The sequence below is a fragment of the Schlesneria paludicola DSM 18645 genome, assembly GCF_000255655.1.
Lineage (GTDB): Bacteria > Planctomycetota > Planctomycetia > Planctomycetales > Planctomycetaceae > Schlesneria > Schlesneria paludicola.
Genome location: NZ_JH636434.1, coordinates 3334113 through 3346993, shown reverse-complemented (window position 1 = coordinate 3346993; position 12881 = coordinate 3334113). Strand labels below are relative to the sequence as shown.

Annotated in this window: 9 protein-coding genes; 4 read left to right on the top strand and 5 right to left on the bottom strand. The window is 56.4% G+C overall.

Annotated elements, in window-relative coordinates:
* Positions 1 to 139 precede the first annotated feature (139 nt).
* The gene (locus OSO_RS43800; RefSeq protein ID WP_010584317.1) at positions 140 to 1048 is read right to left on the bottom strand and encodes a TIGR01777 family oxidoreductase; all 909 of its coding nucleotides are present in this window, start codon (positions 1046 to 1048) and stop codon (positions 140 to 142) included.
* Positions 1049 to 1361: 313 nt separating this feature from the next.
* Between OSO_RS43800 and OSO_RS0116355 the strand changes: the two genes are divergently transcribed.
* Together OSO_RS0116355 and OSO_RS0116350 are read left to right on the top strand one after the other, a co-directional pair.
* Entirely contained in the window at positions 1362 to 2654 is a 1293-nt protein-coding gene (locus OSO_RS0116355; protein ID WP_010584316.1) for a formylmethanofuran dehydrogenase subunit B, read from the top strand.
* 47 nt (positions 2655 to 2701) lie between these two features.
* Positions 2702 to 3388 (top strand): class I SAM-dependent methyltransferase, encoded by a 687-nt coding sequence (locus tag OSO_RS0116350; RefSeq protein WP_010584315.1) that lies wholly within the window; start codon positions 2702 to 2704, stop codon positions 3386 to 3388.
* Positions 3389 to 3599: 211 nt separating this feature from the next.
* Here the strand turns inward: OSO_RS0116350 and OSO_RS0116345 are convergent, their stop codons facing one another.
* The 3 genes from OSO_RS0116345 to metG form a co-directional block, all read right to left on the bottom strand.
* Positions 3600 to 4514, bottom strand: coding sequence for a DUF58 domain-containing protein (locus OSO_RS0116345; RefSeq protein WP_010584314.1), 915 nt, complete (start codon positions 4512 to 4514; stop codon positions 3600 to 3602).
* Between the two features lie 157 nt (positions 4515 to 4671).
* Positions 4672 to 5556 carry an RAD55 family ATPase gene (locus tag OSO_RS0116340; RefSeq protein ID WP_040591702.1) on the bottom strand — a complete coding sequence of 295 codons (885 nt, stop codon included), beginning with the start codon at positions 5554 to 5556 and terminating at the stop codon, positions 4672 to 4674.
* Positions 5557 to 5706: 150 nt separating this feature from the next.
* Positions 5707 to 7773 (bottom strand): methionine--tRNA ligase, encoded by a 2067-nt coding sequence (metG, locus tag OSO_RS0116335; RefSeq protein WP_010584312.1) that lies wholly within the window; start codon positions 7771 to 7773, stop codon positions 5707 to 5709.
* A gap of 449 nt (positions 7774 to 8222) precedes the next feature.
* Here metG and OSO_RS0116325 point away from each other — a divergent pair, with 449 nt between their 5' ends.
* The gene (locus tag OSO_RS0116325; protein ID WP_010584310.1) at positions 8223 to 9485 is read left to right on the top strand and encodes a hypothetical protein; all 1263 of its coding nucleotides are present in this window, start codon (positions 8223 to 8225) and stop codon (positions 9483 to 9485) included.
* A 100-nt stretch (positions 9486 to 9585) separates the two neighbouring features.
* Here OSO_RS0116325 and OSO_RS0116320 read toward each other — a convergent pair whose 3' ends face one another.
* Positions 9586 to 11784, bottom strand: coding sequence for a serine/threonine-protein kinase (locus OSO_RS0116320; protein WP_010584309.1), 2199 nt, complete (start codon positions 11782 to 11784; stop codon positions 9586 to 9588).
* Between the two features lie 455 nt (positions 11785 to 12239).
* Between OSO_RS0116320 and OSO_RS0116315 the strand changes: the two genes are divergently transcribed.
* Positions 12240 to 12842, top strand: a complete 603-nt coding sequence (locus OSO_RS0116315) for a sigma-70 family RNA polymerase sigma factor (RefSeq protein ID WP_010584308.1) — start codon at positions 12240 to 12242, stop codon at positions 12840 to 12842.
* Positions 12843 to 12881: the final 39 nt, after the last annotated feature.

Genomic DNA, 12881 nt, shown 5'->3' with positions numbered 1-12881 from the left:
GTCCACCTCAATCGTTGATCTGAGGTCACGATCCGTCAAGCATAACCGAGCTTACGGGCCATCGGTTGCAAGAAATTCAGCGGCGCCGCGGCATACGATTGTCGTCGAGGCTCTGACGAAATGCGGCGTAAAATGGGCGTTAGTGCCCCGTATTCGTGTGAAGCAAATATTGCAAAGCTGGCTCAAGGGCGGGATGACGGAATGGATAGCCCGTTTCGCTGAGGCGATTCGGCATGACGCGGGCACTTGCGAGAAGCAAATTATCCGCCATTTCACCCAGGGCCAGACGGGCCGCAAAGGCGGGCATCGGGATAAACGTCGGCCGACCGACCACCGCGCCCAGCGCTTTCGTGAATTCGTAGTTCGTGACGGGACACGGGGCCGTCGTGTTGACCGGGCCAGAAATCTTTTCGTTGGCGAGGCAATGCTGAATCACCCCCACCACATCATCAATGCTAATCCAGCTCCAATATTGATTTCCGCTGCCCATGATGCCCCCGACACCCATTTTGAATGGTGGAAGCATTTTGGCCAACGCCCCGCCTTTGGGGGTCAGAATTACGCCAATTCGAATGTTGACGACGCGAATCCCCTTGACGCGGGCAGGCTCGCAGGCTGCTTCCCAATCTTTGCACAGGTCGGCCAGAAATCCTGTTCCTGGCGCGGAGGTTTCGTTGAGTAGTTCGCTGCCCCGATTTCCGTAATAGCCGATCGCCGACGCGCAGATCAGCGTTTTCGGCGGTGCTTGCATCGAGGCGATCGTTTCACAAAGCAGCTTCGTTCCGTCCAGGCGGCTGCGTCGAAGCTCCTCTTTCACCTTCGGGTTCCAGCGTTTGCCGGCGATATTTTCACCCGCCAGATGCACGATGGCTTCGGTTCCCTCGATCCGAGCCTTGGGCAATTGGTTGTGTGCCGGGTCCCAGACAATGTCATTCGCTTCTTTGGGTTTGGAATGCGTCAGCCGATACACGTCGTTGCCTTGTCGGGTCAGGAATGGAACCAGTTCCGAACCGACCAAACCCGTGGCTCCTGTCACCAGAATTTTCATAGTCCGTATTCCTGTCTGTTGTCCCATCAATGGAGACATTGGGCGAACAACTGATTGCTGGGTGGATGAATCATGAGATGCGATTTGAGATTCTAGCCGAACCGTCCAATCGGCGAACTGTTCCGAGCGGGAAAGATCGTGTCCAAGCCGTTTTTTCGCGAGCCTTTCGTTGAAATCAGGTCCGACTCGGCGATCTGGCGAATTTGCTATGACTTTTGAACTTTGTCCTCTCGAGTCCCCGTTCATTCGAGAGACTGATAGAATAGAGGCCGCCAGGATTTGATTTTTCCCACCGAAGAAGGTGTGCGACCGAGTGACTGAACAAATCTTTGAAGACGTGGCCTGCACTGTCTGTGCCTGTGTGTGCGACGATTTGCGTGTCACGGTTCGTGATAATCGGATTGTCGACTATCAGCCGTTCTGTTCGCGGATTGGTGACTGGTTCGCCCAACAGAATTCGCGTTCCGTTCCGTTGGCGACGGAATCAGGCGTCGAAGTACCGTATCAACAGGCCATCACTCGCGCGGCAGAGATCCTGCGTCGCGCCCGGGCACCGCTCTTTTACGGCTTGTCCCACAGCAGCACCGACGGTCAACGTGCCGCGGTGGCGCTGGCGGACGCACTCGGAGCGACCATTGATACGACGGCGTCAGAAGGACACGCACCGTCAATCCTTGCCTTGCAGCAAATCGGTGAATCAACCTGTTCACTGGGCGAAATCCGCAACCGGGCCGATCTGATCATCTATTGGGGGTCTGACCCAGTCCAATGGCAACCGCGACACATGGAACGGTACTCGTTCAAGCCAGGGATGCTCACGCCGAACGGACGTGCCGATCGAACTGTGATCGTCATCGATTCCGAGCGAACGCAAACGGCCGAGTTGGCGGATCAGTTCCTGCAGATCGAGCCAAATCGTGACTTCGAGGCTCTGTGGACGCTCCGCGGGCTGCTGAAAGGCCTCGAACCCAATCCCGGCGCTTGCACGGGCCTGCCGCTGGAACAGTTGCGAGCGCTCGCCGAGCAGATGCGAAACTGCCGCTGCGGGATCGTGTTTTTTGGCTATGGGCTGGTCCTGCCCCCGATGGGAAATGTCCAGGTTGAAGCGCTGCTGCAACTGGTCACTGATCTCAATGAATTCACGCGCTTCTACGCACGCCGCATGCGAATGGCCGGCGATGTTTCGGGCGCGGACAGCGTCCTCTGCTGGCAAACCGGATACCCCTTCAGCGTCAATCTGGCACGGGGATACCCACGCTATAGTCCCGATGAATTCTCGGCGGCAGACGTCTTGGAGCGTCACGAAACAGATGCCGTCGTGTTAGTCGGCTCGTCTCGGTTGGATGTGATGCCAGACGCCGCACGTCGTCACCTTGAACGAGTTCCCACAATTCTGCTGGAGCATCCGTTCGGGGAAACGTCATTTGAACCGACGGTCCGCATCACGACGGCGATTTACGGAATTCACCGCCCCGGCACTGCGTATCGCATGGATGAAGTTCCCATTCCCCTGCGTCCCTTGTTGAGTTCCCATTACCCAAGCGATGGGGAAACTCTTCGGGCGATTCATGCCGAACTTGCAGCTCAGTCATCAACGAACGTCTGAATTCAGAAGGTGGGCATCCGACACCGATCGAACATGGAGCAAGCACGATGTTGAAGCGCGTCTTGGAACCTGAAGTCATGGACACCGTGGACGAGGCGAACGACTACAACCAGATGGATCACAGTCAGGTGAACCGCCAGTTCGCTGACGACTTCTTGTCGGCAATCCAAGACTTGGTGAGAAATGCGAACGGTCCCTTGCGCGTGTTTGATGCCGGCACCGGCACCGCCTTGATTCCGATCGAACTGTTGCAGCGCGGTTTCCCCGGCACCATTACCGCCAGCGATCTGGCTGAGCAGATGCTTGTCGTGGCAAAGAAGAACGTCGCCGCGAAACAGTTGGAATCCTCCATCGAACTTGTGCTGCGCGACTGTAAAAAGTTGCCGGACGCGGATGATGCCTACGATGCCGCAATGTCCAATAGCATCATTCACCACATTCCAGAGCCAAGGCACGTACTGGCCGAACTTTGGCGAATTATCAAACCGGGCGGGGTTCTGTTCGTACGGGATCTGCTGCGTCCTCAGGACCTGCAAACTCTTGGACGTCTCGTGCAGACCTATGCCGGTGACTCGAACGCGCATCAGCAGCAGATGTTTCGCGAATCGCTGCATGCCGCGCTGACGATCGAAGATGTCCGCCAATTCATCGTTCCACTCGCCATTCCATTGGAAGCGGTCCGGGCCACCAGTGATCGGCATTGGACGCTTATCGCTCGCAAACCCGGCGAGTGACACTGCCACTCTGTTTCTTCTTTTCCTTGCGCCTTTGAGCCGTGGCGCCTTTGCGTTCCTTTTCTTCTTGAAATCACTCCATGCCATAAGAAATGAACGCCAAGGCGCCACGGCGCGGAGACGCAAAGGACGACGATACCAGAAGGGTCGAGTACCACTTTGACGCATCCTTCAGGAGGACTGCATCATGAGCGTCGCCCGCATGACCACCTTAGCGGCGAGAGATTCGTGTTCGGCTGTTGCCGCGAGTCTGCATGCGCAGCCGAATCACCTCGGGCAAGGAGGTTTCTAATGGCGTATCGGTGGCGAGTCGGTGATAGACCAGACCCAACCGCGCACAGATGCTTTCAATCGCCGCAAGATGCTCACTAAACCGCTCCAGATATTCGCGGCGAACGGCTGCGGGATCGACGTACAATCGACGATTCGTTTCCAGGTCGACAAACATTTCTGGCGTATCGAATTGAAACTGCAATTCGGCCGGGTCAAGCACATGGAACACGATCACGTCCTGACCACGCACCGTGAGACTTCCCAGACTTTGCTCCAGCGTTTCAATCGGGGCCAGCAGGTCCGAGATCAACACGAGCATCCCGCGTTTGTTCAGTCGTTCGGCAATCTGAATGAGCGGACCCGCCAGATGCGTCGACGTTCCATCCGCCACCTTTTCGAGCGAAACCATCAACCGTCGCAGGTGTCCGCTGCGATACCGCGGGGGGATAAAGTCGTCGATATTCTCAGAGAATGTGGCGAGCCCCACCGCATCGCGTTGAGTCGACAAAAAATAGGCGAGTGTGGCCGCCAGTGTGCGAGCGTATTCCGATTTGGTGTATCCCATTGAACCAAAGTTCATTGATCGGCTGGCATCGAGCAGCAACAGGCAGCGCAGATTGGTCTCGTCTTCGAATCGCTTGATGTAGTAGCGGTCAGTGCGTGCGAAGAGTCGCCAGTCAAGATGCCGAGGGTCGTCGCCTTGCGAATACTGTCGGTACTCTGTGAACTCGACCGAGAAGCCATGGTAAGGGCTGCGGTTCAGCCCCGTCATAAATCCCTGCACCACGTGCCGTGCACGCAGTTCCAGCGACCGAAGCTGCATCAATGTGGCTGGATCAATGTACTGATCCATTCTCGCAGTATCCGACGCCATTCCAGCCCCCAATGTGGCTCACTTGAACTCACGATCTCAGAATTGCCAACTGGTGTATTGAGCTGGTCTCAGACACACATGCTGCTTTCTCGCCGCGCTGCCATACTTTGCATCAAATCAGGGTATCAAATGCAATTCACTCGAACACCAGTCCCGTCTCTGTGATCTCGAACGGGACGATTCTGTCATCGACGGCGCTTCCCCGGTGCTTTGGGATGTGTAGCGCGCGAAGCATCCGATTTCCTTCACGAACCTTGCCCATCAGAATGATCGTATTGGCATTGCTCAGCTCGTCGCCGCTCTCAATCGGACGATCGATCAGATCGTCGAGACGAACTTCGTGCGAAGTATACAGCAACACAGTCGCGAGTTTCTTGTGATCATACGAGTGCTGGGCGACGGTCGCTTCATGTGCCCGAAAGTGGACACGGAATAAGTCACGCGCCACCCAGTCGTGATCCTTGTGCAGAATCTGGTGATAGATGTAATCAAACAGATGGAACTGGAACGAATCACTCGCGCGATCCACCGGCTCCACCCCATCGATCACGACGCGACGCGCGCCATGGACGAAGTTCCCGTAAAAATAGGCGATGGCTTGATCGAGCTTTCGGTTCAGCTCGGCACGCCATTCCTGCCACTGATCGTGATCCAGATCTTTCATGGTCACGCGGCGACCAGTTCGATCAAAGATGTGAAAGTAGTCCGTACGGATAGCGTCTCGATTCCAGACGTCGTCGGCTGCAAACGCGAGATCGAGGACCCGTTGCTTGATCGTCCAGTCGAACATCCGCTTCGCGTAGTCGGCGTGATTCTGTGCGTCACCGCGGGATGTCATGTCAAACAGAATGCCGCGTTCGCCCTCTTGTTGCTGCCCCGCATTGGCGAATTGCAAACCCAGTTGCGTCTTCCCAATCCCGGTGGCCCCCATCACCACCGTCAATGTTCCGGGAATCAGCCCGCCACCCAGCATTTCATCAAGTTTGGGTATTCCTGTAGAGAATCGTTCCGAGTTCGACATATCGATCCAATGGCTGCTGTATTCAACGAAATGAGGGCCAGTCCTGCGCGACTGGCATGGTTCCGAAGAGCCAGCAAGGGAGCTTGAAAGCGTCCCCTTGCTGGTATCATCGTCGACGCAAAGACATTTCCGTGCGCCCGTTGGCCGTTCTCAGTGCACGCGTTGGCCGGGCTTGGCTCCGCTATCGGGACTCAAGAGATACACTTCTTGTCCACCCACACCGGCTGCCATCACCATGCCTTCACTCACACCAAACTTCATCTTGCGCGGTGCCAGGTTGGCACAGAAGATGACCAGCCGACCGACCAGATCTTCCGGGTTGTACGCGCTCTTGATACCGGCGAACACATTCCGAGTTCCCTCGCCACCCATGCTGAGCGTCAGTTGTAGCAGCTTGTCGGCCCCGACCACTGCGTTGGCCGCGAGTACGCGCGCGACCCGCAGATCGACTTTCGTAAAATCGTCGATCGTGCAGTATTCTGCCACCAACGGTTCGTGGGCTAACGCCTCTGGACCGTCATTCCATGGCGAAGCGGGAGCCGCCGCGGCAGGCTCGGTCGCTGGAGTGGCTTCGGGAGAGGGTTGCTTACCTTCTTCAATCATGGCTTGAACCTGTGCGAGTTCCACTCGCTTCATAAGATGTTCGAACTTGGAAACGCGCGTTCCCACGAGCGGCGTTTGAGCTTCATCCCAATGCGTGATCGGTTTCTGAAGCAATTCACCCACCTGTTTCGCCAGGCGGGGAAGTACGGGAGACAGATAAATGACAATCTGGCGGAACAGATTCAAGGTGACGCTGCATGCCGCCTGCAATTCGGCGGCCTTGGCAGGGTCCTTCTTCAGGGTCCAGGGTGCCGTCTGCTCGACGTATTGATTCGCCCGGTCGGCAAGACTCATCACAATCCGCATAGCGCCGTTGTAATCGCAGGCTTCGTACGCTGCGGCAATCGCCTCGGACTGACCCGCCGCGGCGGCAAACAGCCCGCCGTCTTGGGGATATTCCGCTGACAATCCGACGGATTCGATGAACCGCGCCGTCCGACTGGCCAGGTTCACAACTTTGCCGACAAGGTCCGAATTCACCTTGTTGACGAACTCTTCGACGTTCAAATCGAGGTCGTCCAGTCGCGATCCCAGTTTCGAAGCATAGTAATAGCGTAAGTACGATGGATCGAGATGTTTCAGGTACGTCGCGGCTTGAACGAACGTCCCGCGCGACTTGGACATTTTTTCGCCGTCGACGGTCAAAAAGCCATGGATGTGAACCTTCTCGGGCAGAGTCAGCCCTGCCGTCTTGAGCATTGCGGGCCAGAACAGCGTGTGGAAATAGGTAATGTCTTTGCCGATGAAATGATGAATTTCGGTCGACGAACTTTTCCACCAGTCGTCGATTGATTCCCCATGTCGCTCGCACCACTCGGCCGTCGATCCGATGTAGCCGATCGGGGCATCGAACCAGACATACCAGTAGTTTCCAGGGCTGTCCGGAATTTCGAAACCAAAGTAAGGTGCCGGCCGGGAAACGTCCCAGTTACGCAGTGGTTCAACCAGGAAGTGGCCCTTCAAGTAGTTCGCCACTTCCTCTTGCAGGTGACCACCCGACTGAGTCCATTCCGTCAGCCAGTCGTGCAGACGTTCGATCTCGACGAACAGGTGCTTGGCCGTTCGAAGCTCTGGCGTCGCCCCCGACAGTGTGCTGACCGGATTGATCAGGTCGGCGGGGGTATACGTTGATCCGCATTTCTCGCAGTTGTCGCCGTATTGGTCGGCCGAACCGCATTTGGGACAGGTGCCCTTAACGAATCGATCCGCCAGAAACGTATTTTGGACTGGATCAAACAGCTGCGTCACGTCGTGTTCGACGATCAGTCCTGCGGCGCGTAGCGATTTCCAGATTTCGTGGCAGAACTGGCGCGTCTGCGAACTATGCGTACTACCGTAGTTGTCAAATCCGATGTCAAATCCGCCGAAGTCCTGCAGATGCGATTCCCTCATCGCCGAAATCAAGGCCTCTTCGGATCGCCCTTCCTGACGAGCCCGAATCATGATCGCGGTGCCGTGAGTATCGTCGGCGCAGAGATAGATGCACCGATTGCCACGCGCCTTCTGAAAACGAACCCAGATATCCGTCTGGATGTACTCAACCAGATGGCCGAGGTGAATGTGGCCATTGGCGTATGGCAACGCCGAGGTCACTAGAATGCGTCGTGCGGTCATGCCCTGTCCAAACGAGGAAGGAATTGTGGCGGTGAAATCGGAAACTCGTTTCCAATCACCGCATTGCGGCGACCAGAACCGTCGTTGTAAATCCTGACGCGGAAAACGATTCTGGCCCTAAACCGGCGATGGAACCCATTCCGAAACAGACACTCGATTCTAAGATCAGGTTCGGCGAACTGATAGGCATCGCCGCGAAACGTTCTGAGCCCCATTTTTTGATTCGGCGGTGATCAGATCGACTCCCCGACAGGCTGCGAGATGATTGCGGCTCGCGAACCACAGCGTTCGGTCGAGGTTCTGACAGATTCTCGTCGACTTTTGAGATTTTAAGAAACTTTCTGCGCAATCCTCTGAAAATTGTGTAACGCGGTCTGAAATCCTTCGCTTCGATCTTCAGACAACCACACCACACAATTAATTGGCTGGTCTCGCCAAGGAGAATAATCATGCTGATCCGACGCAACCTATTGCAGGTCTCGCTGTTCGTGCTGTGTTCAGTGGCCGGACAAGATTTCGTCCTGGCGGGGGGACATCACGGTGGCGGTGGTGGTGGAAATTCGCACCGCGGCAACTCGGGTCAGGGCAACTCTGGCCAGACGCAGGGGCAGATGAATCGGCCCGTAACGAATGTTCCTCAGCAAAACCGCCCTCAGAACAACCCGATCCAGAATCATCAGGGCCAGAAAGGCCAGGCGACAAACGGGGGCCAGACGAATGGACACCGTCCCCCGGTCGTTTCCATGCCGCAGAATAAGCTTCCGCTCGGAACGCATCAGGGGGGAATGCAACAGACTGGATCGCACCAGAGCGGCACGAATAAATCCGTTCCGCAACAAAACGGCACGAAGGTCGTGACGAACGGACAACCGGTCCACAATCATCATCCCGCGAACACTCACAAGCCAAGCTCAAGCGGTGTTGGTCCGTTCGGTCACAACAAACCGATCGACCTGCACAAGACGGATAGTTTTCTGCAACATCACAAGTCGGGTTCGCAGCCTTCCGGGTTGGGTCAACTCACAAAACTCGGCGGACTTCATGGCAACCATGGGATCCAAGAGCATCACAATGGGAATCACGGGCATAATGGGAAGGGTTCAGTCGTTCCGACCAACATGCATTCTGTTCTGCATCAGCACCATTCCGCACATTCGCTAGGCTCTGTGTTTGGGTACAATTCCAATAACTTTGTCGGCAATCACCACCAACATCACCACAACCACAACCACGGCTGGAACTCGGGTGGCTATGGTTATGGGAATCGTTGGTTCGGCAACTGGTACTATCCCGTGATCGTGAGCGGCTTGGGGTACGGATCCTACGGTTACCCTTACGGATTTACCTACTCGGGTTGCGGTGCCAGCTACGGGGGATACGGATACTGCAGCACTGCGTACACTCCTGGCTGCTACGGTGGAGTCGGCGTCGCAACCATCCAGCCGTGTTCTGTCACGGCAAGTTCAACAAATTACATGGCCATGGCGTCCGTCGCTCCTGAGCCTCTGGTTCCCGCACCCACCGATCTCGCTGACGGCACGAACCCCACGGATGCCTCAATCATTCAAGTGGCACAAACAACGCCTGATGCACCACTTCCTCCTTTGAATGACCTCCCCTCGTTCTCGACGACGGCCCAAGACGATTCCCTGGAACTGATTCCTCCTTCACCCGCTCCTCCGCTCGTGCCTCAAGTCGTCACGCTCGAATGAGCAGTCGACGGACCAGCGAAGTCCGGTAATGATAGAAGCCGCTCCGACCATCGATCTGATGACTCGGAGCGGCTTCCTTGTTTTCGTTCGAAGCTTGAGGTCAGTTCTCGTCTCGCCAGATCGCTCGAACCAGGGTGTTGAGATCGGCGTGAACCATGCGAAAGGCGGTGACGGCGATTCCGTATCCCAACACACCGCCGCAGGCCAGAACCATCAGCGCCCCACGCAGACTCGGCTGCGTCACCACGAGAATCGCGATCGAAACCATTGGAACAGACGCCGCGAGAATCAGGTAGATCCACGTTTGATGTGTCAGTCGTTTCAAACTGGCGCGATCCGCGTCACTCATCGATTCCCAATCGATCAGCGAAGGGTAAAAACAACGGACGACAACCAGTGAGACGCCGAAGAACGGGTACGCGGCGGCGATCAATCCGCAGATGGTCAACGAGCTCACAAAATGTCCATAGATTTCGATCGGAACTGCCCCCAGCATTGCATGCAGCGCAATGGGATATGCAGGGGCCGCTAGCAGCCACAGGGTCAGCCCTACCGCCGCTGCCACATTTCCGAGCTTCAGGCACCGTCGCCGTTGCTCTGCCAGTTCTACTGCCGGCAGTCGGCCCTGTCTGCCGATGTAGGTTGCCTTGGCGACCGAACCTGCCAGCCAGCCGGCGCTCAAAATGCCTACCGGAAACACGATCGAATTGATGATCGCCTGGATTCGCATGAATGTCGGTTCGGCATCGGGCAGCCGGTCGAGAATGATTCCGCGGTTGTACATGAAGTTAAATACGGCCCCAACCAGATTGGGGATCAGGGTCAGCATGGTGACCGTCACCAAGGGGAATCGACGGACCCATGCTTTCCAGCCGTTCACCGCGGGGGTGAGCAACTCCTTGGCGTCGGGCTGCAGGCACAGTTCCATTTCGCGTGCGAATTCCAGTCCTGATTGAAAGCGATTCTCGATGTCGGGCATCAGACACTGCCGTAACGCGTGATGGACGGCGCGTGCCTGGCGTGGCTCAGCCTCTGTGCCTCCAATCACGCCTCGTTGTCGGCGTGCGACCATCTTTTTCAGCGCGGGGAATTGCCCTGAACGATCCAGGTCATCCGGAAACGGCAGGTTGCCCGTCCATAGTTCCCAGACGAGGACCCCCAGAGAATACAGATCACTACGGCCATCGAGACTGTCTGCCGTTCGGGAATGCCGCGGATCGATTGCTTCCAACTGCTCCGGCGACATATACGACAGACTTCCGCCAAAATGGGCCGTCGCCGACGATCCTTCCACGTTCTTGCTGAAGCTGATGTTGAAGTCCGCCAGCTTGGGAATTCCTTCGGATGTCAGGAGCACATTGGCGGGCTTCAGGTCTCGATGGAGGACGCCTTGGCGATGTGCATAGTCCAGGGCCCGTCCCAATTGGGCGCCGATCCAGCAAACCACCTGCGGCCAGTTCATTCCAGCCACTTTCCGCCGGACACTCGATTCAGGTGACGCGGATTCGCCGCGTGCGTCGAGTGCCTGATCGATGGCCCGCAAAAATTGTTGTCCGTTCCATTCTGACTTGGGAATCGAACTCAAGGTTCGAATGATGCTGGCGAGCGTTCCGCCTGAGGCATATTGCATATACAGCAACCTCAGGCCACGTTCGGGCAAGGACCGTTGATCATAGACTCGCACAATATTGTTGTGATCGAGTTGCGCCAGCGTCTGCGGTTCATCCCCTTGTTCGGCCGAGACCTTGACTGCGACGATTCGCTGCATGGAGCGCTGTCGGGCGAGATACACCGTCGCAAACGCACCTGTCCCCAGCGTCAATAACAGATCAAAGTCATCGATGGCTTGACCGGGCCGCAGATCCAGTTCGACCGCGACCTTCGCATTCGTCGGGACCGTAGATTGCATCAGCGGGTTGTCGATCAGCATTCGATCGATCAATGTCGCCTGATCCGGAAATCGCTCTTTAAACTCATGCTGACTGACATCATCTCCCGCGAGCTTCCGTGCGTGAAACTCTTCCATCAGCAGTTGCGGGGTAATTTGTCCCTTCAGCAAGGGAATTTCGCGGACATAGTCTTCGATCAACTTGCGAAGACCCCGCTGCCAGCGTTGCTCGATATCGATCTTAATCAGTTCGACGGCGAGTGAATTTCGCAGTGGCGCATCGCACAGTTCGAGATATTCGTGAAGTTCAGGGGGCGTCGATGATTCGTCCCACGCCCGCGCGAACGCTTCAATCGCCGCTTCGAGCAGCGAATCGTCTTCGTCGGTGAACTGAGATTCCGCAAAGGGCACGATCGTTCAGAACTTTCTGGGTTGTTCTCGACTTTGGGGGCCACAAATGGAGCGATCTCCCTCGCCTGAATCTCTCGTGCGAAGCCCCGTGTGTAACCGTTCACAGGCCGGGGACTGGCTCATTTTCCCGCGGTTGAGGGAAGGCTTACCCTAGTGCATGCACTGTGGATTCCAATTGAACCGGGAAAATGTGCCTGTCCCCCTCTCTTTGGGCTGTGAACGGTTACGCCCGCGGCCCGTCGAAACTCTCGACGCACACAAGCCCCCCCCCCATTCAAATCGATCCAGGGCTCACAGGCAAACCCAATTCTCTGATGATGTTTCCGGGCGACGCGCGACTCTCTTTTTTGGTTGATCGGGCCCACAGGTGAACGGCCGCCAGTGAGCCGGGCTCGGTCGTTTGAACTATACTCGTACACTCGTCGAATCAATCCGCGAGTGAATGGGAGTATGAGATGAGTGATTCAGAAGACATCCCCTGTTGTTCAAACCGCGATGAACTTGCGCGATTCATTGAGTCGCGTCGACCACAGCTATTGGCTTACATCCAGCACAATCTTGGACCAGCACTACGAAAGAAACTGGAGGTCGAAGACATTCTGCAGGAAGTGGTCCTGGCTGCGCTCAACTCTCTACAGGCGTTTGCTGTTCAAGGACGCGATCCGTTCAAGTTGCTGTGCCAGATGGCCGAGCAACGCATCATTGATGCACATCGGCATCATGTGGCCGCACAAAAACGGGCCGTCGATCGCGAAGTGTCGATCGACGGGGCGGTTGGAGACGGTGAACCGGTCGGGCTGATCAAGATGCTGGTGGCCAGTATGACGTCGCCGAGCCAGGCATTCTCACGCGCTCAGAAGGAACTGCGGTTGCAAGAAGTCTTGAGCCTTCTGCCGGACGAGCAGCGAGAAGTGCTGCGACTGCGGTATGTGGAAGGTCTGCCGACCAAAAGTGTTGCGGAACAACTGGGGAAATCGGATGGGGCCATTCGCGTCCTGCTCACGCGTACGCTTGCGAAGTTGCAGCGAATGCTGGGGGACGAAAGTTCGGTCGAGTGATCACTCGGTGAACGGTGACGACGCGATGTACTTTTGATG